We start from the raw sequence: 25,403 nt of genomic DNA on the forward strand, positions 1-25,403 counted from the left end.
CCCGCTACGTCACGCTCGTGCTGGCCTCCGCGCGGCGCGAAGGCGCCACCGTCCGGCTGCGCGTCACGTGTGCGGGACACCCGCCACCGCTGATCATGCTGTTCGACGAGCCGACCTCGGCGCTGGACCCGGAAATGGTCCAGGAGGTCCTCGACGTGATGACGGGCCTGGCCAAGGACGGCATGACGATGCTCGTCGTCACCCACGAGATGGGCTTCGCCCGGCGGGCAGCCGATCGGGTGATCTTCATGGCCGACGGCGAGATCGTCGAGGACACGACGCCGGAAGAGTTCTTCACCGCGCCGAAGAGCGAGCGCGCGAAGGACTTCCTCGGCAAGATCCTGACCCACTGAGAACAAACGTTCCGCGGCGCCGTCGGCGTCCGGGTGACGACACACAGGAGAGATTCACATGAGGATCCGCACCCTCGCGGTGGGACTGCTCGCCGGTGGCCTGGCGCTGACCACGCTGACCGCCTGTGGCAAGGAAGGCACGCCGACCTCGCCGGGTTCCGGTGACCAGAGCGGCACGAACGCCCCCGCGGCGCTGAGCTACCCGGTCGCGCAGGGCGTCGACCTGGCCGGCTCGCCGGTGTACGCCAAGATGAAGTCGGCGGGCGCACTGACCGTCGGCGCCAAGGACGACCAGCCGGGCCTCGGCCAGAAGGACCCGACGACGGGCAAGTTCGGCGGCTTCGACATCGAGATCGCGAAGCTCGTCTCGGCCGGCCTCGGCTTCGACCCGGAGAAGATCACCTTCCGCACGGTCGACTCCGGCGCGCGTGAGCAGACGATCGCGAACGGCGACGTGAACTACTACGTCGGCACCTACTCGATCACCGACAAGCGTAAGGCGCTGGTCTCCTTCGCCGGCCCGTACTTCGTCGCCGGCCAGGACCTGCTCGTCCGCAAGGACGACACCTCGATCACCGGCCCGGAGACCCTCAAGGGCAAGAAGGTCTGCTCGGTCACCGGCTCGACCCCGATCCAGAAGGTCCGGCAGCAGAACCTGACCGAGCCGGGCAACATCGTCGAGTTCCAGAAGTACTCGCAGTGCGTCGAGAAGCTGCAGTCGAAGGACGTCGACGCGGTCACGACCGACGACGCGATCCTCAAGGGCTACGCGGCCCAGGAGCCGGACACCCTGAAGGTCGTCGGCAAGACGTTCTCGACCGAGAAGTACGGCATCGGCCTCAACAAGGACGACAAGGTGCTGCGCGACAAGGTCAACGAGATCCTGCAGAAGGCGCTGGACGACGGCACCTGGCAGAAGATCTACGACGCCACCCTCGGCAAGTCGGGCTCGACCGCGACCAAGCCGACCCTCGAGAAGTACTGACGTGACACCGGGGCCGGTGGATCGGGTTTCCCGGTTCACCGGCCCTCTCACATCCACTCCTTGACCACGGACGCGGGGAAGGCTCCATGGACGTCCTGCTCAACAACCTGGACCTGTTCGGTCCGTTCTTCCTGCGCACGATCGAACTGTTCGTGCTCTCCGCCGTCGGCAGCCTGATCTGGGGCACGATCCTGGCGATGCTGCGGGTGAGCCCGGTCCCCGTCTTCCGCGCCGTCGGCGCGGCGTACGTGACGATCGCCCGGAACACGCCGCTCACCCTGGTGTTCGCGTTCTTCGTGTTCGCCTACCCGCTGCTCGACATCGTCAAGCTCGACTACTTCCCGGCCGCGGTGACGGCGCTGACCGTGTACACCTCGGCGTTCATCTGCGAGGTCGTGCGCTCGGGCATCAACACCGTGCCGGTCGGCCAGGCCGAGGCGGGCCGGGCGCTGGGGCTGACCTTCGGCCAGATCCTCGGCCAGGTCGTGCTGCCGCAGGCGCTGCGCTCGGTCGTGCCGCCGCTGATCAGCACCTTGATCGCGCTGCTGAAGAACACCACCATCGCGGCCGGTTTCTCCGTCGCCGAGGCCGGCGCGATCCGCCAGTACCTGTCCGAACGCGGGGAGAACCAGCTGATCGGCCTGCTGTGGGTCGCGCTCGGCTTCATCATCCTGGTCGCCGTGCTGTCGTTCGTCCAACGCAGCCTGGAGAAGCGCTGGAGCGTGGCCCGATGAGGGAGTTTGCGACCGAATCATTCAACACTGCGCTTGCGGCTCAGGCCGCACCGAGCGTCAGCGAGGTGTGCGCATGAGCAACGTCCTGTTCGACGTCCCGGGGCCGAAGGCCCGGCTCCGGTACCGCACGTACGCGGTGATCGGCACGCTCGTGGTCCTCGCCTTCGTCGGCTACATCGGCTGGCGGTTCTACGACAGCGGCCAGTTCACCGCCCGCAAGTGGGAGTGGCTGCAGTACGCGCAGGTGCAGCGCGACCTGGCCGACGCGGTGCTCGCGACGGTCGAGGCGTTCGCCGCCGCCGCGGTGCTCGCGGTGATCTTCGGCGCGATCTTCGCGGCGGGCCGGCTGTCCGACCACGTGTGGATCCGCCGGGTCTCCGGGTTCGTCGTCGAGTTCTTCCGCGCCATCCCGGCGCTGATCCTGATGTTCCTGTTCTACTTCGGCCTGCCGACGCTGGGCGTGCCGATGACGCCGTTCCTCGGCGTGGTGTTCGGCCTGACGCTGTACAACGGCTCGGTGCTCGCGGAGGTCTTCCGCGCCGGCATCCAATCGCTGCCGAAGGGCCAGAGCGAAGCCGCGTACGCGCTGGGCATGCGCAAGACGCAGGTGATGTTCCTGGTGCTGCTGCCGCAGGCGATCCGGGCGATGCTGCCGACGATCATCAGCCAGCTGGTCGTGCTGCTGAAGGACACCGCGCTCGGGTTCATCATCACCTACCAGGAGCTGCTGTACTACGCGCGCTACATCGGTTCGCAGGGCGCGTTCGGGCGGCCGATCGTGCCGTCGACGATCGTGGCGACCGCCATCTACGTCGTGATGTGCCTGCTGCTGACGGCGCTGGCGACGTACCTGGAGCGACGCAACCGCCGCAATAAGAAGGTCGTGGCCGCACCGCCCGCCGCGACCGAAAACCTGGCGGCCGCGTCGGCCTGAGTCACCCGTTCGAGGCCCCCGGGACCTGTCCCGGGGGCCTTGTCGTGTCCGGAGGTGTCCCCTAGCGTCGGGCGCATGGGTGTCGCACTGGTGACCGGCAGTTCCCGGGGTCTCGGCCGCGTGATCGCTCGCCGGCTGGCCAGAGACGGGTTCGCCGTCGCGGTCAACGGCCGCCACGACAACGCCGACCTGAAGACGGCCGCGGAAGGCATCCTCGCCGAAGGGGGCCGCGCGGCGGCGTTCGCCGCGGACGTGACGGACCGGCGCCAGGCCGGCGAGCTGGTCGACGCGGTCACGGCGGTGCTCGGCCCGATCGGCGTGCTGGTGCTCAACGCGACCGGACCGCAGCCGGAAGCGCCGGTGTCCGCGGTCGACTGGCCGGATCACCTGGCCCAGCTGGACTTCTTCGTCCGGTCGCCGGTGCTGCTGGGCCACGCGGTGCTGCCGGGGATGCGGGCCCGCGGTCACGGCCGCATCGTGTACGTCGACTCGGAGGTGGCGGACCGCCCGCCACCCGGCCGCTCGGCGTACGCGACGGCCAAGAGCGCCCAGCTCGGCCTGGTCCGGGCGTGGGCCCGCGAGCTGGCCCCGGACGGCATCACGGTCAACACGGTGGCGCCCGGGTTCATCCCGGTGGAGCGGCACGCGGAGGTCCCGGAAGCCGAGCGCGAGCAGTACCGGGCTTCGGTCCCCGCGGGGCGCCTGGGCACGCCGGAGGAGGTGGCCGCCGCGGTGAGCTTCTTCGCTTCGGAGGAAGCCGGCTTCATCACCGGGCAACGCCTGCTCGTCGACGGCGGCCGCTCGCTCGGTTAGTCCGGGACCAGCGCGAGGATCCCGTCCGTGTCTCGGGCGAGGAAGTCGCCGAACGGGGCCAGTTCTCCGGGCTCGAAATGCCGGCGCGCGATCTCGGGCCGCAACACCATCAGTTCCGGGGTGATCGTCACCGGGGTCGGGCCGCCGGTCACGATGTCGTCGAGGTCGGTGTCCAGCGACGGCCCCCAGCGGTCGACGACCAGGCCGACCGCGGCCGGCCCGGTCGCCCGGAACTCGGCCAGGATCCGGCGGATCACCGTGTCCTGTCCCTTCCGGTGGACCGGACCGCCGAAGCCGTCGAGCCCGTAGTCCTCGACGACCACGCCGTCACCGGCCTGTCTCACCGTGCAGACCACGTCGGCGTCTTCGTCGTCGGTCAGCCAGTACTGGAAGGTGAACTGCTTCTCCCCCAGCCCGGCCATGGCGGCGAGCAGGCCGGCACGGTCCATCTCGACCTGCTCGCCGATGGTCTCGCCCTCGCCGCTGATCGCGGTGATCCGGCCGGTGCGGGGATGGCTCAGTACCATCCCCGCCGCCGCCAGCGAGTCGACCCGCCGGTGCACCTGTTCCGGTGTCCAGTCCCGCCGGTACAGGCGCACGAATCCGTCGGACATTCCTGCCTACTTCGGGAAAAGGATGACGTTGCCGTCGCCGAGCCACTTCTTGGCGAGGTCGAGCGCCGCCTGCGGCGTGCCCTCCTCAAAGTACGCCAGGGCCCGCACGCCCGCCTGGTCGGCGCCCCACCTGAGGACCTTCATCTGGCTGCCCAGCTTGGTGGTGTCCAGCGCCTTGCCCGGCCCGCCGACCGCGATGTACTCACCGTTCGGACCGAACACGTCCACGCCGGTCTTGCCGACACCCGGCTGCACGATCGTGAAGTCCTGGCCGTCGTTGGTGAGCTCCTTGGTGCGCCGGCCGCCGACGATGTCCGCGACCTTCACCTCGCGCGCGTCGCCGATCTTGTTGCCCGGGTTCTCGGCGAGGTTCTTGATGTCGTCGGCCATGCCCTCCATGCCGTGCATGGCCATGGCCAGGCCACCGATCATCTCGGCGATCCCGGCGTAGACCGCCGGGCCCGAGGTGAAGATGCACGCGATCGCCCCGACGAGCGCGCCGCCGATGCCGCCGGGCACCGCGCCGATGCCGGCGAACGCGGCGCCACCACCGGCGCCGATCGCCGCACCCGCACCGACCTCTTCGGCGCACGCCGCGATCGCGCCGCCGGCGACCGACGCGCCGCCGAGCGCGGCTCCGACGCCGCCGGCGACCTCGGCCAGGTGCTGGATGAGCGCGAGCAGCTCGCCCGCGTGGTCGCGCACGTAGTCGAGGGTGGCGCCGGCCATCGTGTCGATCATGGACAGCAGCTGGTTCGCCGTGTCCAGGAGCCCTTGCAGCTCCGGGTGGTCCTGGATGACCTGCGCGACCGCGTCCCGGACCTGCTGGACGGTGCCGCGCATGTCCATGACCTGCTGCTTGGCGTTTTCCTCGGACTGCTTGACGTTGACGGCGTTGTACGCGTCCGCGGCCGCCTGGCTGGCTTCCAGCACGTCCTTGCCCGCCGCGTCGGCGTCGGCCTGCGCCCGGGCCGCCGCCTCGCGGGCCTCCGCGGCGTACTGGTTGGCCAGCGCGGCCGACTGCGCCGCCTGGGCCGCCGAGCGCTGCGCGGACTGCGCCGCCGCCTGCGCGTTCGACGCCGCCCACCGGGCGGTCTCGGCCGACTGCGCCGCCTGGGCGGCGGACTTCTCGGCCTGGTCGGCGGAGGCCTTGGCGGCTTCGGCGTGCTGCTGTGCCTCGGCCGCGGAGTCCTTCGCCGCCTGGGCCGCCGCGGCGGCTTCGGCGGCCGAACCGGCGGCGTTGGCCGCGTACTCGGCGGCCAGGGCGGCCTGCTGGTGGGCCAGGGCCGCGGCTTCCTTCGCGTTGGCGACGTAGCCGTTGATCTGGGCGACGTGCTGCGCGGCGTCGGCGTCCCGCCACGCGGCGCTGTACTGCCCGGACTGCAGGAACTGGCGGACGTAGGTCCACGGCCCCGACAGCGCGGCGTTGGCCGCGGCCTTCACCTCCGGGCCGCCCTTGTCCAGGATCTTCTGGACGGCGATCCGGTCGTCGTTCTTGGCCGCGGTGTACTGCCCGGTCTTCAGGAACGCGGCGACGTCGGCCGGGGTCCCCGAGAGCGCGCGGTTGGCCGCGTCCTTGGTGGCCGGCCCGCCGAGCGAGGAGATGCGCTGCGCTTCGAGCCGGTCGTTGGTCACCTTGCCCTGGTAGTCGCGGGTCGTCAGGAACTGCTTGACCTGGTCGTGGCTGCCCGCGGCGGCGGTGCCGGCCGCGGCGCGCTGGGCCGGCACCAGGGAGGCGCCGCCCACGATGCTGAGGCTGAGCCGGTCGTCCTGCTCCAGTGCCCCGTTCAGGCCACTTTGGACGAAGGCGGTCAGTTCGGCGTCCGTGCCCGCGAGCGCGGTGCTCGCCGCGGCGAACAGCTTCGGGCCGCCGGTGTGCATCAGCTCGGCGGCCAGTTTCCGGCCGCTGGCGATCGCCGTCGCCGGCGGGGCCGCCGGATCCTTGGCCGCGGCCAGCAGGGTCGCTGCCTGCTGGCTCAGCTGCTCGGGCTGGCCGGCGCTCCAGTGCGCCGCCACCGTCCGGGAGTCCTCGGCCTGCTTGGCGTCCTGCGCGTCGCGCATGGCCTGGGACTGCTGCTGGGCGAGCCGCTCCGCGTCGGCGCGGCGGGCCAGGCTCGCGGTGTTCTCGGCCTGGTCGGCGGCCCCCTGCGCGGCGTCGGCGGCGTTCTTCGCCTCGATCGAGGCGTCCTTCGCGCGCTGCGCGGCCCCGGCCGCCTCCCCGGCGTGCTGGGCCGCGTCGTCGGCCGCGGCGGCCGCGGCGTTGGCGTGCGCGACGGCGTCCAGCGCGGCCTGCCGCGCTTGGCCGGCCCAGGCGGCGGCGTCGTTGGCCAGCGACAACGCGGCGGCGGCCGCGCGGCTGGCTTCGTTGGCGTTGCGCTGGGCCCGGGCGGCGGCGTTCTTCGCCTCGGCGGCGCTGGCACCGGCCTGCTGCGCGTAGCCACCGGCTTCGGACGAAGCCGCGGCGGCCGCGGCGGCGTCGTTGGCCGCGGCGGCGGCCGCCTGCACGGTCACGGCGACGGCGTGCACGGCGTCGATGGCGTGGGTCAGCGCGTCGGCGGCGCTCTGCGCACCGTTGGCGGCGTCCCGCGCGTCCTTCGCGGCCTGCGTCGCCCGGTCGGCCTGGCCCCGGTCGGTGGCCGCGGCGGCGGCCGCGTTGCGGGCGTTCGAGGCGGCCCGGCCGGCCATCGAGGCGGCCCAGGCGGCCTGGCTGGCCGCGGCCGCGGCTTCGCGCGCCGCGTTGTTCGCCGCGTTGGCCGCGTTGATCGCGGTCTGCGCGGCGCGCGCGGCCCGGTTGGCGGCGTCGGCCGCCCGCGCCGCGGCCTGCGCGGCCTGCTCGGCCGAGCCCTGCGCCTTGCGCGTCTCGTCGGCGGCGATCTGGGCGTCGGCCTTCGCGGCCGCGGCGGCGGTCGCGGCCTGGTCGGCCGCGTCCTTCGCCGCCTGCGTCTGCTCGGTCGCGCGGGCTTGCGAGCTCTTCGCGAGGTCGGCGAGCTGCGCGACCGTCGCGGTCTCCTGGTCACGCTGCAGCGCGACCTGGTAGCCGCTCTGGAGGAACCAGCGCACGTCGTCCGCGCTGGACGACAGCGCCCAGTTGCCGACCTTCTTGACCTCGGCCCCGGCGGCGTTGATCAGCCGCTGCACGGCGATCCGGTCGTCCATCACCTGGGCGCGCTGGTAGCCCTGGCCGAGGAAGGCCAGCTGGGCGTCGGACGTGCCGTTGAGGGCGGTGTTGGCGGCGCTCTTCACGGTCGGGCCGGTGGCGGCCGACTGGAGCCGCGAGACCTGCACGCGCAGGTCGGTCTGCCAGGCCTGGCGCCACCCGTTCGCGAGGAAGGCCCGCACGTCGGCGATGGTGCCGCCGAGGGCGGCGTTGGCCGCGTGCTGCGTCGCCGGGCCGCCGGTGGAGATCATCTGCTGCACCGCGACGCGGTCGGAGACCTCCTGCACCCGGCTCAGCCCGGTGGCCAGGAAGGTGTGCACGTCGTCGTCGGTGCCGCACAGCGCGGCCTCGGCCGCGCGGGAGATCACCGGGCTGCCGTCGCGCATCAGCGCCAGCACCTGCTGGCGTTCCGTCGGCTGCGGCGGGTCCGCCGCCGCGGCCGGTGTCGCCACGATGCCGGCGACGAGCGCGAACGCCGTCGTCGCCGTCAGAACGGCCCGTAGGTGTCGGATGCCCATGTACCCCGCTGCCCCCTCGTCAGATCCGCAGGGGGTTCGGCGGCAGCAAGCCGCCGGCTGCCGCGCACACGCGGTCCCCCCTGTGTCAGCCGAGACGTACCTTAAGCGCAGGTTCGCCGCGAAGAAAAGACTCCGATCAAGTAATGATCACCGGCGTTGACCGGACGGCGGAGCGGGGGATACGGTCCGTCTGTTCTCGCATGGGGGGCCATGTCGGGTCGAGGACGCAGCACCCTGTCCGGCGACGCGCGCCCAGCCCCGTCAACGACAAGGAGTGCAACCCGACATGCGTTTCCGCACCACCCTGCTCGCCTCGGCCGCCGTCGCCGGCGCCGCCGTGATCTCCGGCACAGCCGCGATCACCCACGCCGCGACCGCCGACGACACCCCGCCCGGCCTGGTCGAGGACTACAGCTACCCGGGCGCGGACAAGATCCTGCGCGACCGCGGCATCACCCTGGTCAGCGGCGACGGGCACATCCTGCTGGTCGGCTGCGCCGACCACACCGGCGTGATCGAGGTGTACTCGACGAACAACCCGGCCGACCACGGCACCGACCCGGGTCACTACTGCTTCCAGGTGACCGGGCCGAGCGGCTACCTCAAGCTGAGCATCCCGTACGCCTTCCAGGCCAAGGGCGACGACCAGGAAGCGCACAACGTCAAGGCGACGGTCACGATCAAGGGTGCCCCGACCACGGTGAACGTGGACACGCACGGCTGGACCGGATTCGGCGAGGGCGCGGGGCAGGACCCGGCGACGCTGGTCGAGCTCAGGGTCACCGGCGCCTGAGCCGGCTCCGGGAAGGCCACCGCGGTGGCCTTCCCGGTCCCGGTCAGTCCTCTGTGGACCGCTTCGCCCGGTGCAGCGCGGCGAGCACGGCCAGGACCAGCACGAGCGCCACGGCGAGCGCGGCCCACATGGCCACGTGCAGCTGCAGCAGGCCGCCGGCGAAGGCCCCGGCGAGCATCGCGCCGACGGCGGCCGCCTTCCGCAGCGGGTGGGAACCGGTCCCGCCGGCCGCCTTGGAGTCGGCCGCGAAGCCGGTGAGCGTCATGGTCAGGACGGTCGTCGTCAGGTCGGGCGCCCCGATCCGGCGGACGGCGGCGTTCTGCAGCCCCATCGCCAGCCCGAGCACGACGATCAGCAGTTCGGCGCCGAGCCGCGTACCGTCGCCGAGGGTGGCGGAGAGCACGACGGCGACCGCGATCAGGGCGGCCTGCGCCCCGGTCGCCTGCCGCAGGGCGTCGTAGTCGTCCTCCCGCCGCGCGAGCCGGCCGCCGGCGAGCGCGCCGGCCAGGAACGCGAGCACGGCGGTCAGCGAGGCGAGCACCGACAGCGTCGTCTCCCCCGCCGCCGCGAACCCGAGGAACACCACGTTCCCGGTCATGTTGGCGACGAAGACCCGGCCCAGCCCGAGGAAGCTGACGGCGTCGACCACCCCGGTGACGACGGTCAGCGTCAGCAACAGGGCGGCCAGGCCCCGCGGTTTCGGTTCAGCCATGCGGGCAGTCAACCACCTCGCGCCCGGACGCGCGGCCGTCGGCCGCCCCTGACCACCCGCGCGCCGAAGCGACTCCGCGCCATTTCGCCGAATCGCCGGCCGCATTGTTTCCGCCGCCATATATCGCTTAAGATGCGCGAAGCGCCTTCGCCGCGCGAAGCAGCTTCGCAGCGCTTCGAGAGCCGGATTGCGTTGTCACACAGGCGGAACAGCGACCTCCTTGCGGTGAATCCGCGCGCGGCGTGCGTCGTTTTGTCGGAGGTCCCCTCTACCGTCCGTGCCATGACCGAAAAGAGCACGGTGCGCACGCGCGAAATGGCCTACGAGCTCAAGGGCCAGCGCGAGCAGAAGCGGATGACCCTGCGCGAGGTGGCCCGCCGCGCGGACTGGTCGGCGTCGAAGGTGTCGGCCTGGGAGAACGGCCGCCGCATCTCGGCGGTCGACGCCGCGATCTACCTCGCCCACTGCGGCACCGGAGCCGCCGAACGCGCGCGGCTCCTCGAGCTGGCCAAGCCGTCCGGCGACCTCTACTGGGTGCGGCCGTACTTCGACAAGCTCGTCGACCCGATGAAATCCCTCGTCATCCAGGAGAACCTCGCGCGGTCGATGGTCTACTACAGCCCGGCCGCCATCCCCGGGATGCTGCAGACGGAGGAGTACGTCCACACCTGTTTCGAACTCACCGGCCGCTACACCGCGGACAGGCTCGACATGCTGACGCGCGCCCGCGTGGACCGGCAGCAGCTCCTGCAACGCCACAACCCGCCGAACTGCACCTTCTTCATCCACGAGCGCGCGCTGCGCTCGGTCGTGGGAAGCCCGTCGCTCATGCACGAACAGCTGCAGAACCTCGTGCTGGCCACGAACCTGCCGCACTGCGTCATCCGGGTGGTCCCGGAGTCGGACCCCACGTTCCGCGTGCTGAGCACGACCTTCACGGTCATGGAGTTCCCCGAACACCCACCGGTCGTCTACGAAGAGACCTACACCGCGGGCTTGTTCGTCGACGACCGCATCGCCGTGGAGGCGTTCTACCTGCTCACCACCCGCCTGGAACAAGTGGCCCTCCCCGAAGGACAGTCCCTGGAGTGGCTCGTCCGGTTCGCGGACGAGTACGAACGCCTGAGACAGTGACCGAGGACGACGGCACCGCGGCCCGGGACGCGAAGGCGCCCGGCGCCGGGCACCTCACGGCCGAATGGCTTGTGGGGCAGCGGTTCCACGCCGCGGACGCGGCTTTGACCCCGCCTGTGCACCCCTCTTTCCCCGCCCCCCAGCGGAATGCCGATGTGCCCCGCCCCCGCTCGAAGTCCGCCGAGCTGATCCACTCGAGGTCACCGCCGGCATCCTCGTCGCCGATCACCGGCCGGGAACCGAGCCTAGATACCTTCTTCGGCCACGCTGCGCCGAAAGCGCCACCATCAGAGGTCCGGCTCACCCAAGTGACGGACGCGCCCCGATAACGCGCTTCCCGTCGTGCCAGACCGCCCGGGTCCGCCCCGGCAGGTCGGTCACCTCGAGATCCGTGCCGTCCAGCAGCACCAGGTCCGCGCGCAACCCCGGCTCGATGCGGCCGCGGTCGTCGTCGAGGCGGAGCAGCCGCGCCGCCTCGGCGGTCGCCGCCTTCAGCGCCGCTGCTTCGCCGAGCACCTCGGCCAGCAGCCGCAGCTCGGTCGTCAAGTCGACATGGGGACGCGGGGCCAGGTCCGAACCGGCGGCGATGCGGACCCCCGCCTCCGCCGCGAGCCGGAGCGAACGGCGGTGCGTCTCGGCGAATTCGCTGCCGCTGATCGGCGAGAGCGTCGGCACGTACCAAGCGCCGGCCAAGGCCTCGACAGCGGAGTCGTCGAGGAAGGTGCCGTGCTCGATGCTGCGCGCCCCGGCGCGGGCGGCCGAGACGACGGCGGCGGACGTGTGCGCGTGGGCCAGGACGTCCCGGCCGCAGCGGCGGGCTTCGTCGACCAGCGCGGTGAGCTCGTCGTCGGTCGGCCGGACGTCGGTTCCCGAGCGTACCGCTCGCATCGCCCCGCTCGCACCGACCTTGATCCAGTCGGCGCCCGCCCGCACCATCCGGCGGACCGCCGCGCGCGCCGCGTCCGGGCCCTCGAACAGCGGGTCGGGCAGCGACGGGTCACCGTAGTGGTCGACGGCGCCGGCGGGCGGCTCCCAGCCGTCGCCGAGCCCGCCGGTCGGCCCCAGCTGACGCAGGCTGATCCGCAGGTCCGGCCCGGCGATCCACCCTTCGCGCAGGGCGTGCTTGAACCCGGCGTCGGCACCCCAGGCGTCCCGGACGGTGGTGATCCCGCGCGCCAGCAGCCCGCGCAGCACCGGCACGGCTTCGAGGATCCGGGCGCTGCGCGGCAACGGCTCGGGCCGCGGAAAGGCGACGTGCACGTGGCAGTCGATGAGCCCCGGGATCAGCAGGCCGCCGAGCAGTCGACCCGTTCGCCCTCGAGGCCCAGGCCGACTTCGGCGATCCGGTCGCCGTCCAGCCGCACGTCCGCGCGGGTCGTCTCCCCGGTTTCGGGGTCGAACACCCGCGCTCCGGCGAGCACCGTCACGCGAGTTCCTTGCGGTAGATGAGGAAATCGCACGGCGTGGCCAGTGACGGCGCGAGGTGCGGGTAGTCCTCGGCGAGGTCGGCGCGGTGCGTCACGCGGTAGCCGAGCCGGCCGTACCACTCGGCCAGGAACTGCTTCGACGGATGCGTCCAGTCGCGCGGCACGAGCAGTTCGAGCTGCATCTCCCGGCATCCGGCGTCCCGGCTGGTCTGCTCGGCGAACCGCACCAGCTCCCGCCCGATGCCGAGGCCCCGCCGCGCCGGGTCGGCGGCGAGCATGCCGAATTCGCCGACGACGTCGTCGAGCCGCCGGATCCGCACGGACCCGGCGAGGTCACCGTCCACGAAGGCGGCGGCGATTTCCCCGGCTGCCACGAACCCGGTGAACTCCTCGACGGACGTCCGGTCGGTGCTTCCGAGCCAGAGCCCCTTCTCGGACTCGGCGTAGACCTGGTTGACCAGCCCGGTGATCCGCTCGATCACCGCGGGATCGGCGGACGGCGGCAGCAGCTCGATCTCCATGCCCCCACCTTGCCACGGCGGAAAAAGACGCTCGCGAACCGGCCCGAGGCGCGGTTCGCGAGCGTCGAGGGGGAAAGCCCTACTTGTCCCGCCGGAAGAGCTTGTTGCCCAGCCACACGATCGGGTCGTACTTCCGGTCCGCCACGCGCTCCTTCATCGGGATCAGCGCGTTGTCCGTGATGTGGATCCCCTCCGGGCACACCTCCGAACAGCACTTCGTGATGTTGCAGTACCCGAGACCGTGCTCGTCCTGCGCGGCATCACGCCGGTCCGCGACGTCCAGCGGGTGCATCTCCAGCTCCGCGATGCGCATCAGGTACCGCGGCCCCGCGAAGGCTTCCTTGTTCTCCTCGTGGTCGCGCACCACGTGGCAGGTGTTCTGGCACAGGAAGCACTCGATGCACTTGCGGAACTCCTGCGACCGCTCGACGTCGACCTGCTGCATCCGGTACTCGCCCGGTTTCAGGTCGGCCGGCGGGGTGAACGACGGGATCTCGCGCGCCTTCGTGTAGTTGAACGACACGTCGGTGACGAGGTCGCGGATCACCGGGAACGTCCGCATCGGCGTCACCGTGATCACCTCGTCCTCGGTGAACGTCGACATCCGCGTCATGCACAGCAGGCGCGGGCGGCCGTTGATCTCCGCCGAGCACGAGCCGCACTTGCCCGCCTTGCAGTTCCAGCGGACGGCGAGGTCCGCGGCCTGGGTCGCCTGCAGCCGGTGGATGATGTCGAGGACGACCTCGCCCTCGTTCACCTCGACCGTGAAGTCCTGCAGCCCGCCGCCGTCGGCGTCGCCGCGCCAGACCCGGAAACTCGCCTTGTAGCTCATGCCTTGCTCCCGGGGTGCGTCTCGAGCTCCGCATCGGTGTAGTACTTCCCGAGTTCGCCGAACTCGAACAGCTCCAGCAGGTCCTGCCGCAGCGGCACCTGCTCCTTCACCTCGACGTCGACGTCCGGCACCACCGGGTTGTCACCCGGGGATGCCGAGCACACGAGCAGCTTGTTGCGCCAGTCCGCTTCCATGCCCGGGTAGTCGTCGCGCGTGTGCCCGCCGCGGCTTTCGGTCCGCGTCAACGCCGCCTTCGCGACGCACTCGCTGACCATCAGCATGTTGCGCAGGTCGATCGCGAGGTGCCAGCCGGGGTTGAACTGCCGGTGCCCTTCGACGGTGACGCGCAGGATCCGCTGCCGCAGCTCGTCGAGCTTCGCCAGCGCCTGCGCCATCTCCTCCGCCTTGCGGATGATGCCGACCAGGTCGTTCATCGACTGCTGCAGCTCGGTGTGCAGCGTGTACGGGTTCTCCGCGGAAGCGCCGGCCGGCGGGTCGAACGGCGCGAGCGCCATCTTCGCCGCGGCGTCCACATCGGACTCGAGCACGGCGGGCCTGCTGTCGAGGCCGAGCACGTACTCGGCCGCGCCGAGCCCCGCGCGCCGACCGAACACCAGCAGGTCGGACAGCGAGTTGCCGCCGAGCCGGTTGGAGCCGTGCATGCCGCCCGAGCACTCGCCGGCCGCGAACAGGCCGGGCACGCTCGCCGCCGCCGTGTCCGGGTCGACCTCGATGCCGCCCATGACGTAGTGGCAGGTCGGCCCGACCTCCATCGGCTCCGCGGTGATGTCGACGTCCGCCAGCTCCTTGAACTGGTGGTACATCGACGGCAGCCGCTTGCGGATCTCCTCGGCCGGCAGCCGGCTGGCGATGTCGAGGAAGACGCCGCCGTGCGGGGAGCCGCGGCCCTCCTTGACCTCGGAGTTGATCGCGCGGGCCACCTCGTCGCGCGGCAGCAGGTCCGGCGTCCGCCGGTTGTTGTCCGCGTCGGCGTACCAGCGGTCGGCTTCCTCTTCGCTCTCCGCGTACTGGCCCTTGAACACGTCGGGCACGTACTCGAACATGAACCGCTTGCCGTCGGAATTCTTGAGCACGCCGCCGTCACCGCGCACGCCCTCGGTGACGAGGATGCCCTTGACGCTCGGCGGCCAGACCATCCCGGTCGGGTGGAACTGGACGAACTCCATGTTGATCAGCTTCGCGCCCGCCCGCAGGGCCAGCGCGTGGCCGTCACCGGTGTACTCCCACGAGTTCGACGTCACCTTGAACGACTTGCCGATGCCGCCGGTGGCGAGCACGACCGCGGGCGCTTCGAAGAGGATGAACCGCCCGCTCTCGCGCCAGTAGCCGAACGCGCCGGCGATGCGGCCCTCGGTGGTCAGCAGCTCGGTGACCGTGCACTCGGCGAAGACCTTGATCTTCGCTTCGTAGTCCCCGGTCTCGGCGAAGTCCTCCTGCTGCAGCGAGACGATCTTCTGCTGCATCGTGCGGATCAGCTCGAGGCCGGTGCGGTCACCGACGTGCGCCAGCCGCGGGTAGGTGTGCCCGCCGAAGTTGCGCTGGCTGATCCGGCCGTCGGCGGTGCGGTCGAACAGCGCGCCGTACGTCTCGAGCTCCCAGACGCGGTCCGGCGCCTCCTTGGCGTGCAGCTCGGCCATCCGCCAGTTGTTGAGGAACTTCCCGCCGCGCATGGTGTCGCGGAAGTGGACCTGCCAGTTGTCGTTCGAGTTCGCGTTGCCCATCGAGGCGGCGCACCCGCCCTCGGCCATCACCGTGTGCGCCTTGCCGAACAGGGACTTGCACACGACGGCGACGCGGAAGCCGCGTTCACGGGCTTCGATCACGGCGCGCAGACCGGCGCCACCGGCACCGATCACCACCACGTCGTAGCTGTGCCGTTCGACCTCGGTCATGAAGAGATTCCACCTCGGAACTGGGGACGTCTGCGGTTGGGAAGAAGCGGCGCTAGTTGACGAATCTCAGGTCCGAGATCGCGCCGCTGGCGACGAGCATGACGTAGAAGTCGGTCAGCACCAGCGTGCCGAGCGTCGTCCAGGCCAGCGTCATGTGGCGGGTGTTGAGCTTCGAGACCTTGGTCCAGATCCAGTAGCGCACCGGGTGCCTGGAGAAGTGCTTCAGCCGCCCGCCGGTCACGTGCCGGCACGAGTGGCAGGACAGCGTGTAGGCCCAGAGCAGGATCACGTTGCCCAGCAGGATGATGTTGCCGAGCCCGAAGCCGAAGCCGCCGGTCTTCCCGTGGAACGCGGTGATCGCGTCGTAGGTGTTCACCAGCGAGACGATCAGCGCGACGTAGAAGAAGTAGCGGTGGACGTTCTGGATGATCAGCGGCAGCCGCGTCTCGCCGGTGTACTTGGCGTGCGGTTCCGCGACGGCGCAGGCGGGCGGGGAGAACCACACCGACCGGTAGTAGGCCTTGCGGTAGTAGTAGCAGGTCAGGCGGAACCCGAGCAGGAACGGCAGCACCACGAAGCCGAGCGGGATGAACCCCGGCAGGTCGCCGAACCAGTGGCCGAAGTGGCTCGAGCCCTCGACGCAGGAAGTGGACAGGCACGGCGAGTAGAACGGCGTCAGGTAGTGGTAGTCGGGCACCCAGTAGGCGGTGCGCACGAACGACCGGACCGTCGCGTAGATGATGAACGCCGACAGTCCGAGCACGGTCAGCAGCGGCTGGAGCCACCACCGGTCCGTGCGGAGGGTGCGCTCGGCGATCCGGGCCCGCTTCGGGGCCCGGACGCCGGTGCCGACGCCGTTGTCAGCGGGAGCGCTCACCGCTGGTCGCGCTTGTAGCCGCCGACGCCTTCGTCATCGGCGCCGTGCCACAGCGCCGGGTCGTAGGGGGTGTCGGGGACGGGGACGCGCTCCGCGGCCTTCGCCTGGGCGGGCACCGCGAGGGGCACGCCGTCGAGGTCCGCGGTGTCGATGTCGAGGCGCTCGACGTCGTTGGCGAGCCGGCGGACCGCCGACGCGTCGCCGTAGCGAGAGCGCAGTGCGCCGACGCACTGCCGGAGCTGGCCGATGGTTCGCCGCAGCTCGGCGATCTCGGAGGTGGACATCATGCCTCCCGTGTGGTGGGGCTGGCAGGGAACCGGCGAAGGCTTTGCCACGCGTCGTGCAGTGTGACAACTAGCACACTAACGGTTCCGGAGGTGATCGGGGTCACGCGAAGCGATCTTCTGAATCGATTTTGATTCGGCGTTTTCCCGAGGTAGTGTGGCCAGTGTCACGACCCTGAGGCGTCAGCGCTGCCGTCCCGCGGACCACCCCACACCAGTGATCCGGAGCCGGACATGAGCCCGACCCCCACCACATCGTTGCACCCCGTCATCGCCGAGGTCACCGCCCGCATCGCCGCGCGCAGTGCCGCGACCCGCTCCGCCTACCTCGACCGCACGGCCGCCGCGCACGAAGAAGGCCCGGTCCGCCGCGGTCTCGCATGCAGCAACCTCGCCCACGGTTTCGCCGCGATGGACGGCGTCGACAAGGAAGCGCTGCGGGCGGCGCGCGCCCCCGGCGTCGCGATCGTGTCGTCCTACAACGACCTGCTTTCGGCGCACCAGCCGATGCAGGAATACCCGGCCTGGCTGAAGAAGGCCGTGCGCTCCGCCGGCGGGGTCGCCCAGTTCGCCGGCGGCGTGCCCGCGATGTGCGACGGGATCACGCAAGGCCGCGCGGGCATGGAGCTGTCGCTGTTCAGCCGCGAGGTCATCGCGATGTCGACGGCGATCGCGCTCTCGCACGACATGTTCGACGCCGCGCTGCTGCTGGGCGTCTGCGACAAGATCGTGCCCGGCCTGCTGATCGGTGCGCTGTCGTTCGGCCACCTGCCGGCGATCCTGGTTCCCGCCGGGCCGATGAACTCCGGGCTGCCCAACAAGGAGAAGGCCCGCGTCCGGCAGCTCTACGCCGAGGGCCTCGCGACCCGCGAAGACCTCCTCGACGCCGAAGCGGCGTCGTACCACTCGGCCGGCACCTGCACCTTCTACGGCACGGCCAACTCGAACCAGATGGTCGTCGAGGTGATGGGCCTGCACCTGCCGGGCGCCAGCTTCGTCCAGCCGGGTTCTTCGTTGCGCCAGGCGCTGACCGAGGAAGCGGGGCGCCGGGTCGTCGCGCTGTCCCGTGGCGAGGAGTACACGCCGGTCGCGCGGATCCTCGACGAGAAGGCGTTCGTCAACGGCGTCATCGCGCTGCTCGCCACCGGCGGGTCGACCAACCACACGATGCACCTGGTCGCGATCGCCGCGGCCGCGGGCATCCAGCTGACCTGGGACGACTTCTCCGACCTCTCGGCCGTCGTGCCGCTACTGGCCCGGGTTTACCCGAACGGCAGCGCCGACATCAACCACTTCCACGCCGCCGGCGGCATCCAGTTCCTGGTCGGCACCCTGCTCGACGCCGGGTTGCTGCACGAGGACGTGCACACGGTGGCCGGGTTCGGGCTGCACCGCTACCGCGCCGAGCCGATCCTGTCCGACGGCGAGCTGGTCTGGCGGGACGTGCCCACCCACAGCCTCGACGAAGACGTGCTGCGTCCGGTGTGGCGCCCCTTCGCCGCCGACGGCGGGCTGCGGATGGTCGAGGGCAACCTCGGCCGCGCGGTGGTCAAGGTGTCCGCGGTGGCGCCCGAGCACCGGGTCGTCCAGGCGCCGGCGCGGGTGTTCACCACGCAGGAGGACTTCAAGGCCGCGTTCGACGCCGGCGAGCTGGACCGGGACGTCGTCGTCGTGCTCCGGCAGCAGGGCCCGCAGGCCAACGGCATGCCGGAGCTGCACGGCCTGACGCCGGCGCTGGGTGTGCTGATGGACCGCGGGTACGCCGTGGCGTTGCTCACCGACGGGCGCATGTCGGGTGCCTCGGGCAAGATCCCGGCGGCCATCCAGGTGACGCCGGAAGCCGCGGCGGGCGGCCTGATCGCCCGCGTCGCGGACGGCGACGTCATCCGGCTCGACGCGTCCGCGGGCTCGCTCGACGTGCTGGTCGGTGACGAAGAACTCGCCCGGCGTGAACTTGTGGACGCCCCGCCGTCCGAAGCATCCTGGACCGGCACCGGCCGAGAGCTGTTCGCCGCGTTGCGCCGGGCCGTCGGCCCCGCTGACCAGGGCGCATCGGTGTTCGGAGGCTTGACGCCGGAACACTTCGGAACGCCCGCTTTCGCAACCCAGGAGGTCGGTCAGTGACCACCGGTCAAGACCTGCTCGAGCTGTCCCCCGTGATGCCCGTCGTGGTGATCGACGACGCCGACGACGCGGTGCCCACGGCCCGGGCTTTGCTCGCCGGCGGGATCGGGGTCATCGAGCTGACCCTGCGCACCCCGGCGGCGTTGTCCGCGATCGAGCGGGTCGCCGCGGAGGTGCCGGACATCGTCATCGGCGCCGGCACGGTGACCTCGCCGGACCAGGCGAAGCAGGCGGCCGACGCGGGCGCCAAGTTCCTCGTGACCCCGGGCTGCACGGACGCCGTCGTCGACGCGTGCTTCGAGTCCGGGCTGCCCTTCCTGCCGGGTGCGAGCACGGTGTCCGAGGCGATGCGGCTGGCCGAGCGCGGGCTTTCGGCGTTGAAGTTCTTCCCCGCGGAGGCGTCCGGCGGCGTCGCGTACCTGAAGTCGATCGCCGGACCGCTGCCGTCGCTGAAGTTCTGCCCCACCGGCGGGATCACGGTGGCCTCGGCGCCGTCGTACCTGGCGCTGCCGAACGTCGGTTGCATCGGCGGATCGTGGCTGACGGCCTCGCTCGACCCCGCCACGATCGAGAAGCTGGCCGCGGAGGCGGCCGCGCTGTAGCGGAAATCACTCCGCGTCATCGCCGTCCCCGAACGGCGGAATGCACGTCCGCATTCCGGGAGCACCGTTCCAGTGCGCTGGAACGGTGCTCCGAGCGGGTGTGGCGCCGGTCATGCATCCCGCTGAATGGCGCATTCACCGCGCAGGTGGGTGATTTACCGGCCTGTTATCGTTTCTCTTCGCTATTTCCAGCGAGGAGAATCCGTGTCCCTGACCAGCGTGGTCACGCCCAGACCTGCCCCCGAGACCGTCGCCGCCCTTGTCGGCGAACGGCTTTCGGTGTCCGCACTCCACCAGCTCGGTGGCACTCTCGGCGGCTATTCCTTCGTCAAGGTCGTGGTCGACCGCGAGCAGGCGAAGATCCACTTCCTGAACAACGCGCGCCATTCCTTTCACGCGATCTATATCGGGGAAGAGATCCTCGGCGTCGGCGAAGAACGCGTGCGCGCCGAGATCGACTCGTACAACGAGGCCTTCTACCACGCGCCGGACCGCCGGTTCCTCCTCGGCATTCTCGCGCTGCACCCGCAGATGCTTTCACTGGAGACGGTCGAGGTCGACACGATGCCGGCCGCACTGATCCGCGAGTTCCACGCCTTCGTCGCGCAGTACGTCGACCCGGCGCTGCCGCTGCTGTTCAAACCGGCCAACCAGCTGCAGGAGCGGATCGTCCGGGAGATCCCGGCGAGCGAGCTGCCGCGCGTCTTCGCGCACGAGCTGTTCTCCACGGCGCCGTTCGTGGCGCTGAACCCGGGCACCGCCGTCGGGCGGCTGCGCGCGTTCCGCAGCGAGGCCGAGTACCGGGCCGCGACGCTGGACTGGACCGACATCATCGTGATGGACCGCGTCCCCGACGACATCCCGCGGCTGGCGGGGATCGTCAACGCCCGGCACACGACGCCGTTGTCGCACACCAACGTCCTCGCCACCGGCTGGCAGATCCCGAACGCCGTCCAGCTCGGCGCCCTGGCCGAGATCGAGCGCCGCGGGCTCGACGGCAAGTGGGTCGAGTACACAGTGGACGCCCAGGCGCTGACCCTGCGCGAGGTCGACGAGCCGGCCGACGCGGCCCCGCCGTCCTGGTACGCCCAGCGCGTCACCCTGGAGCAGCCGGAGGCCGACCACAGCCCGATCGTGAACCTGGCCCGGCTGCGCGCGGCCGACCGCCACCGCTACGGCACCAAGGCGGCCAACCTCGGCGAGCTGCACCACGTGCTGGCGCACGGGTCCCAGCGGCTGCTCGGCTTCTACCAGGTGCCGCGGCCGCCGCGGGACAACCTGCTCCCGTATCTGGCGCGGCTGCTGGACGTCCCGCTCGACGCGGACCTCGGTGCCGCGGCCCGCCGGCTGCTCGACGAGCACGTCCGCGTCCCGCGCGGCATCGCGCTGCCGTTCTCGCTGCAACGCCGGTTCCTGGAGTCGTCGCCGCGGATCCAGCAGGCCATCGGCAAGTTGAAGATGGCCCTGGAGCTGGACGCGCGGGAGATCGAGCCGCTGTGCGTCGAGCTGCAGGGCCTGATCCGGTCGGCACGCCTGCCGGGCGCGCTCGCCGGCGAGATCGACTCGGCGCTCGTGTCGCAGCTGGCCGGCGTGCGGGCGTTCGTCGTCCGGAGTTCGTCGAACGCGGAAGACCTCGCCGGGTTCTCCGCCGCCGGGATCTACGAGTCGCACAACCACGTCACCACGGCCGAGCGGATCTTCGCCAGCGTCAAGGAGGTCTGGGCGTCGCTGGTGTCGGTGCGCAGCGTCCGGCTGCGGCAGCAGGCGGGGATCTCCCTCGACGAGTGCTACATGGGCGTGGTGATCCAGGAGCAGGTCGCGGCGGACTTCGGCGGGGTGCTGGTGACGACGAACCCGATGAACCGCGCGGACTTCCGCACGGTGTACGTCAACGTGTCGCCGCGCGTGACCGACGTCGTCGACGGGTCGGCGCTCCCGATGCAGTACCTGTATTCGACGGTCGAGGGCGGCGGCCGCACGCTGTCCCTGGGCGACGCGCCCGCGGACCTCGACTCGCGGGCCCACGACCAGCTCCAGCGGCTGGCGATCGCCGGCCGCCTGCTGCAGGGCCACTTCTCGCCCGACTACACGTTCGACGCACCAGTGGACATCGAGTGGCTCGCCGACGGCGAGCACCTCCACCTCGTGCAGCTGCGCCCCTATTCGGCCTGACCTCCCCGGGAGAAACGCGATCATGCTGGGCCTCCGTCTGCCCGCGAGACCCGACGTCCAGCGAGCCGTCCGGCTCACCTACGGGTTCCAGTTCTTCTTCGGCCTGCTGCTGTGGGTGCCGATCTTCTACTCGTACCAGAAACTCATCGGACTTTCCGACAGCGAGATCTTCGGCATCCAGAGCATCTACTACATCGTGTTCTGCCTGCTCGAGATCCCGACCGGGATGATCGCCGACCGCTTCGACTACCGCACGTCCCTGACGGCGGGCGCCGGCGTGCTGGTGGCGGCGAACCTGGTGCCGGTGTTCCTGGGCTCGTACACGGGATTCCTGGTGCACTTCATCCTGATCGCCCTGGCCCGCTCGCTGGTGTCCGGCGCGCAGAGCGCGTATTTGTACGAGTACCTGCACGCATCCGGCGCGGGGGAACACTACCTCCGGGTGGAGGGCGTCGGCCGCGCGTACAGCCTGGTCGGCAAGATCCTGTTCTGGCCGGTGATCGGCCTCCTGATGTCCTGGAGCCTCCCCTCGCCGTACTGGTTGACGGCGATCAACGCGGCCATCGCGCTCGTCTTCGCGGCCAAGCTCCCCCCGATCCCGGGAGGCCGCCGCGTGACCGGCAAGACGGCCTCGCTGGTGGCCGGAGTCGGCGGCGCGCTGTCGGCCCTGCGGTCGTCCCGCTGGCTGGTGCTGCTGATGGTGCAGGGCGTCGCGATGTTCACGTTGGTGCGCATCTGCCAGGTGAACCTGTTCCAGCCGATCCTGGAATCGAAGACGCTCTCGGTGAACTGGTACGGAGCGGTCCTGGCCGCGATGACGGTCTTCGAGGCCCTGGGCGCAGCCCGCCCCCATCGGCTTCGCCGCGCGATCGGCCCGGTGGGCACGGTCTTCACGCTGACGATCGTGATGGCGGTGTGCCTGGGCGTGATCGTGTTCGTCGGCTCGTTCCCGGCGGTGGTGCTGTTGTGCGTCTTCGCGGTGGCGACGGGCATCGCGTTCCCGGTCCAGAAGCAGCTGCTGAACGACTCCATCCCGGATTCCCGGTACCGGGCCACCCTCCTGTCCATGGAGTCCATTGTGGACAGGGCGGTGTGCGCCCTGGTCGCGGTGGCCCTGGGCGCGTACCTGGCGGCCGGGCAGCTGAACGAGTTCCTGGTCATGACCGCCGTGGTGACGTGCGTCGCGATGGGCTTGCTGGCGTTGCTGTTGCTGGCCGTCCGCAAGCACCGCTCGGACCGAAGGACACCGGCCGTCGAGGCCGTGTACCGCCACGCCTCCCACGTATCAGACCGACCTGCCGTTGCGACGGCTCACGCAGTGAACTTGGATGCGGGAAATTCGCGCCTCGAAGCACGGGGATCGTGAGCCAGCCCGCCGCAGAGCAGCTCCGAACACTACGCACCAGCACGATCGAAGGCCTCGACGAGACCGGCAAATCACTCGGTGGAAACGTTCCGCGACCAACTCGGTGCACGAGCGGGACTACAACGGATACGCTTCACTGACGTCACCGCCGCCGCGGCTCCCGATGGAAGTAAACGGTGACGTGCAGGTCGTCTTCGCCTGCCGTGACTTCGCTGCCGAACACGACGTCCTGCACCTGGACGTCGCCGAGTTCGTCGAGGGTGTCGGCGACCCGGCGCAGCAGGGCGGAGACGTCTCCCTGCCCCGGCCCCACCGGGTTGCTCTGCGAGAAGTGCTCGACGGTCCGGACGTCCGCCATCACTCGATGACGGCGTCGTCGAGCAGGGTGGACTCCGCGCCGTACTCGCGGAGTTCCTCCCTGATCACGGTGTAGGCCAGGCCTTGCGGGTAGCCCTTGCGCGCGAGGAAGCCGAGCAGCCGCCGCAGGGCGGTCTGTTCGTCGACGTTGCCGAGCGAGCCGAGGCGCTTGCGGACCAGTTCCCTGGCCATCTGTTCCTCGGACTCGCGATCGACCTCGCCCGCCGCCTGCGCGGCGACCTCGCCGTCGACGCCCTTGCGCCGCAGCTCGGCCACCAGCGCGGTGCGGGACAGCCCCTGGTTCGCGTGCCGGGACTTCACCCACAGCTGGGCGAACTCCTCGTCGTTCACCAGCCCGGCCCGGTCGAGCTTGCCGAGCAGGGTTTCGCTGGTTTCCTCGTCGAACCCCTTGCGCTGCAACGCCTGCCGCAGCTCTTCCTGAGTCCGCGGCCGAGCGGCCAGGAGATCGAAGCAGATCTCCTTGGCCTTCTTGTACCGCTCCTCGGGAGGAAGCTCGGCCGGCGGCACCTTCGGCGCCCTGGCCACCTCGATCACTCCTCGTTCTCACGGCCCCGGCAGACACCTCACCGAGGCCGGACGTCACCACCCGGCGCAACTCCGGGAGACACGGCGGAGGGACGAGGGCGAGCGCACACCTCACCCCGCCGCTCCCCTCCGATCAGAAGTCGACCGGCGCCGGGACCGCGTCGACGGCGGCCGCGTCGACCTGCGGGCCGATGCCGAGCTTCTCCTTGATCCGCTTCTCGATCTCGTTGGCGATGTCCGGGTTGTCGCGCAGGAACCGGCGCGCGTTCTCCTTGCCCTGGCCGAGCTGGTCGCCCTCGTAGGTGTACCAGGCACCGGACTTGCGCACGATGGCCTGGTCGACACCCATGTCGATGAGCGAGCCCTCGCGGGAGATGCCCTGGCCGTACAGGATGTCGAACTCGGCCTGCTTGAAGGGCGGGGCCACCTTGTTCTTGACGACCTTGACGCGGGTCCGGTTGCCGACCGCCTCACCGGCGTCCTTCATCGTCTCGATGCGGCGCACGTCCAGGCGGACCGACGCGTAGAACTTCAGCGCCTTACCACCGGTGGTCGTCTCCGGGGAGCCGAACATGACGCCGACCTTCTCGCGGAGCTGGTTGATGAAGATCGCCGTCGTGCCCGAGTTGGACAGCGCACCGGTGATCTTCCGCAGCGCCTGGCTCATCAGGCGAGCCTGGAGGCCGACGTGCGAGTCACCCATCTCGCCCTCGATTTCCGCGCGCGGCACGAGCGCGGCCACGGAGTCGATGACCAGGATGTCGAGCGCCCCGGAGCGGATCAGCATGTCCGCGATCTCGAGGGCCTGCTCACCGGTGTCCGGCTGGGAGACGAGCAGCGCGTCGGTGTCGACACCGAGGGCCTTGGCGTACTCCGGGTCGAGCGCGTGCTCGGCGTCGATGAAGGCCGCGATGCCGCCGGCGCGCTGCGCGTTCGCCACCGCGTGCAGGGCGACCGTCGTCTTACCGGAGGACTCCGGGCCGTAGATCTCGACGACGCGGCCGCGGGGCAGCCCGCCGATGCCGAGCGCGACGTCGAGGGCGATCGAGCCGGTGGGGATCACGGCGATGGGCGGCCGGGTGTCCTCGCCGAGGCGCATCACCGAGCCCTTGCCGTACTGCTTGTCGATCTGCGCGAGCGCGAGCTCGAGCGCCTTGTCCTTGTCGGGTGCTGCAGGCATGGAAGTCCACCTCGCTGGTCGAAGCCCCGTGTCCCGGGGTCTGTGTCGGTTCTTCAGCTGTCCGGTCCGACGCTAGCGGCGGGGACCGACAATTCCAGGCGCGGCGCCCAATCTGTGGATCGCTGGACCCGATGTGGACAACACCTTAGACGAACACCTGTTCGAGGTCGGCAGCGACACACCCTTGCGCTAGGATTTTCGCCCGCCCGGGTCGGCACTGGTCCGGAAACCCCAGGTCAGCGCCGTTCGACCGGGACGTCGAAGGCGTCGCAGACCTCGCGCCAGATCTCCTTGGCGGGGATTCCCGCGGTCAGCGCCTGGTCGACGGTGCGCCCGCCGAGCCCGCTCAGGACGTGGTCCCTGGCCAGCACCTGGGCCCGCCCGGGGCCGAACTCCTCGGCCATCAGCCGCCGGAAAACCGTGATCCGCATCGGACCCACTCTAACCGGCGGGCC

24 protein-coding genes and 1 pseudogene are annotated in these 25,403 nt (G+C 70.8%); 11 read left to right on the plus strand and 14 right to left on the minus strand.

Annotated elements, in window-relative coordinates; translation table 11 throughout:
* From ACWDN5_RS22890 to ACWDN5_RS22910, 5 genes and pseudogenes are all read left to right on the plus strand, one after another.
* Positions 1–353: pseudogene (locus tag ACWDN5_RS22890) on the plus strand (hypothetical protein); the annotation flags it as partial.
* A gap of 58 nt (positions 354–411) precedes the next feature.
* Positions 412–1,338 (plus strand): glutamate ABC transporter substrate-binding protein, encoded by a 927-nt coding sequence (locus tag ACWDN5_RS22895; protein ID WP_310976421.1) that lies wholly within the window; start codon positions 412–414, stop codon positions 1,336–1,338.
* 86 nt (positions 1,339–1,424) lie between these two features.
* Positions 1,425–2,072 carry an amino acid ABC transporter permease gene (locus tag ACWDN5_RS22900; protein WP_310976422.1) on the plus strand — a complete coding sequence of 216 codons (648 nt, stop codon included), beginning with the start codon at positions 1,425–1,427 and terminating at the stop codon, positions 2,070–2,072.
* A gap of 73 nt (positions 2,073–2,145) precedes the next feature.
* Complete coding sequence (locus ACWDN5_RS22905) at positions 2,146–3,006, plus strand: amino acid ABC transporter permease (protein ID WP_310976423.1); 861 nt, start codon at positions 2,146–2,148, stop codon at positions 3,004–3,006.
* A gap of 75 nt (positions 3,007–3,081) precedes the next feature.
* Positions 3,082–3,819, plus strand: coding sequence for an SDR family NAD(P)-dependent oxidoreductase (locus ACWDN5_RS22910; RefSeq protein ID WP_449677715.1), 738 nt, complete (start codon positions 3,082–3,084; stop codon positions 3,817–3,819).
* On the opposite strand, the gene ACWDN5_RS22915 is transcribed toward ACWDN5_RS22910, so the two are convergent.
* Complete coding sequence (locus ACWDN5_RS22915; RefSeq protein ID WP_449677716.1) at positions 3,816–4,433, minus strand: hypothetical protein; 618 nt, start codon at positions 4,431–4,433, stop codon at positions 3,816–3,818. The two genes, ACWDN5_RS22910 and ACWDN5_RS22915, sit on opposite strands and share 4 nt — an antisense overlap.
* Before the next feature lie 6 nt (positions 4,434–4,439).
* Positions 4,440–8,108: an ALF repeat-containing protein gene (locus ACWDN5_RS22920; protein ID WP_449677717.1), complete on the minus strand. Its 3,669-nt coding sequence runs from the start codon at positions 8,106–8,108 to the stop codon at positions 4,440–4,442.
* A gap of 286 nt (positions 8,109–8,394) precedes the next feature.
* On the opposite strand from ACWDN5_RS22920, the gene ACWDN5_RS22925 reads away from it, so the two are divergent.
* Complete coding sequence (locus ACWDN5_RS22925) at positions 8,395–8,901, plus strand: hypothetical protein (RefSeq protein ID WP_310976427.1); 507 nt, start codon at positions 8,395–8,397, stop codon at positions 8,899–8,901.
* A 43-nt stretch (positions 8,902–8,944) separates the two neighbouring features.
* Here the strand turns inward: ACWDN5_RS22925 and ACWDN5_RS22930 are convergent, their stop codons facing one another.
* A complete protein-coding gene (locus tag ACWDN5_RS22930) occupies positions 8,945–9,613 on the minus strand; it encodes a YoaK family protein (RefSeq protein ID WP_449677718.1) in 669 nt (222 codons plus the stop codon).
* Positions 9,614–9,895: 282 nt separating this feature from the next.
* Here ACWDN5_RS22930 and ACWDN5_RS22935 point away from each other — a divergent pair, with 282 nt between their 5' ends.
* A complete protein-coding gene (locus tag ACWDN5_RS22935; protein ID WP_310976429.1) occupies positions 9,896–10,747 on the plus strand; it encodes a helix-turn-helix domain-containing protein in 852 nt (283 codons plus the stop codon).
* Positions 10,748–11,047: 300 nt separating this feature from the next.
* Here ACWDN5_RS22935 and ACWDN5_RS22940 read toward each other — a convergent pair whose 3' ends face one another.
* The 7 genes from ACWDN5_RS22940 to ACWDN5_RS22970 all read right to left on the minus strand — a co-directional run bounded on the left by ACWDN5_RS22940 (position 11,048) and on the right by ACWDN5_RS22970 (position 16,601).
* Entirely contained in the window at positions 11,048–12,007 is a 960-nt protein-coding gene (locus tag ACWDN5_RS22940) for an amidohydrolase family protein (RefSeq protein WP_449677719.1), read from the minus strand.
* Between the two features lie 23 nt (positions 12,008–12,030).
* Positions 12,031–12,174, minus strand: coding sequence for a hypothetical protein (locus tag ACWDN5_RS22945; protein ID WP_449677720.1), 144 nt, complete (start codon positions 12,172–12,174; stop codon positions 12,031–12,033).
* Complete coding sequence (locus ACWDN5_RS22950) at positions 12,171–12,695, minus strand: GNAT family N-acetyltransferase (protein WP_310976430.1); 525 nt, start codon at positions 12,693–12,695, stop codon at positions 12,171–12,173. The genes ACWDN5_RS22945 and ACWDN5_RS22950 overlap by 4 nt, the downstream gene beginning before the upstream one ends.
* A gap of 79 nt (positions 12,696–12,774) precedes the next feature.
* Positions 12,775–13,527: a succinate dehydrogenase/fumarate reductase iron-sulfur subunit gene (locus tag ACWDN5_RS22955; protein WP_043783250.1), complete on the minus strand. Its 753-nt coding sequence runs from the start codon at positions 13,525–13,527 to the stop codon at positions 12,775–12,777.
* A complete protein-coding gene (locus ACWDN5_RS22960; RefSeq protein WP_310976432.1) occupies positions 13,524–15,440 on the minus strand; it encodes a fumarate reductase/succinate dehydrogenase flavoprotein subunit in 1,917 nt (638 codons plus the stop codon). The genes ACWDN5_RS22955 and ACWDN5_RS22960 overlap by 4 nt, the downstream gene beginning before the upstream one ends.
* 52 nt (positions 15,441–15,492) lie before the next feature.
* A complete protein-coding gene (locus tag ACWDN5_RS22965) occupies positions 15,493–16,317 on the minus strand; it encodes a hypothetical protein (RefSeq protein WP_449677721.1) in 825 nt (274 codons plus the stop codon).
* Positions 16,314–16,601: a hypothetical protein gene (locus tag ACWDN5_RS22970; RefSeq protein ID WP_003054488.1), complete on the minus strand. Its 288-nt coding sequence runs from the start codon at positions 16,599–16,601 to the stop codon at positions 16,314–16,316. The genes ACWDN5_RS22965 and ACWDN5_RS22970 overlap by 4 nt, the downstream gene beginning before the upstream one ends.
* Before the next feature lie 234 nt (positions 16,602–16,835).
* On the opposite strand from ACWDN5_RS22970, the gene edd reads away from it, so the two are divergent.
* The 4 genes from edd (at position 16,836) to ACWDN5_RS22990 (ending at position 22,865) form a co-directional block, all read left to right on the plus strand.
* Positions 16,836–18,725 (plus strand): phosphogluconate dehydratase, encoded by a 1,890-nt coding sequence (gene edd / locus ACWDN5_RS22975; protein WP_449677722.1) that lies wholly within the window; start codon positions 16,836–16,838, stop codon positions 18,723–18,725.
* Positions 18,722–19,327 (plus strand): bifunctional 4-hydroxy-2-oxoglutarate aldolase/2-dehydro-3-deoxy-phosphogluconate aldolase, encoded by a 606-nt coding sequence (gene eda, locus ACWDN5_RS22980; protein WP_449677723.1) that lies wholly within the window; start codon positions 18,722–18,724, stop codon positions 19,325–19,327. Before edd ends, eda begins: the two co-directional genes overlap by 4 nt.
* A gap of 204 nt (positions 19,328–19,531) precedes the next feature.
* On the plus strand, positions 19,532–21,499 hold the full coding sequence (locus tag ACWDN5_RS22985; protein ID WP_449677724.1) for a PEP/pyruvate-binding domain-containing protein: 1,968 nt from the start codon (positions 19,532–19,534) through the stop codon (positions 21,497–21,499).
* Between the two features lie 22 nt (positions 21,500–21,521).
* Positions 21,522–22,865 carry an MFS transporter gene (locus ACWDN5_RS22990; protein WP_449677725.1) on the plus strand — a complete coding sequence of 448 codons (1,344 nt, stop codon included), beginning with the start codon at positions 21,522–21,524 and terminating at the stop codon, positions 22,863–22,865.
* Positions 22,866–23,007: 142 nt separating this feature from the next.
* On the opposite strand, the gene ACWDN5_RS22995 is transcribed toward ACWDN5_RS22990, so the two are convergent.
* From ACWDN5_RS22995 to ACWDN5_RS23010, 4 genes are all read right to left on the minus strand, one after another.
* Positions 23,008–23,223, minus strand: coding sequence for a hypothetical protein (locus tag ACWDN5_RS22995; protein WP_310976438.1), 216 nt, complete (start codon positions 23,221–23,223; stop codon positions 23,008–23,010).
* Positions 23,223–23,750, minus strand: coding sequence for a regulatory protein RecX (locus ACWDN5_RS23000; RefSeq protein ID WP_310976530.1), 528 nt, complete (start codon positions 23,748–23,750; stop codon positions 23,223–23,225). The genes ACWDN5_RS22995 and ACWDN5_RS23000 overlap by 1 nt, the downstream gene beginning before the upstream one ends.
* 151 nt (positions 23,751–23,901) lie before the next feature.
* Positions 23,902–24,948: a recombinase RecA gene (recA, locus tag ACWDN5_RS23005; protein ID WP_310976439.1), complete on the minus strand. Its 1,047-nt coding sequence runs from the start codon at positions 24,946–24,948 to the stop codon at positions 23,902–23,904.
* A 236-nt stretch (positions 24,949–25,184) separates the two neighbouring features.
* On the minus strand, positions 25,185–25,379 hold the full coding sequence (locus ACWDN5_RS23010; RefSeq protein ID WP_310976440.1) for a DUF3046 domain-containing protein: 195 nt from the start codon (positions 25,377–25,379) through the stop codon (positions 25,185–25,187).
* Between the last annotated feature and the right edge of the window lie 24 nt (positions 25,380–25,403).

Source organism: Amycolatopsis sp. NPDC003731, from assembly GCF_053586895.1.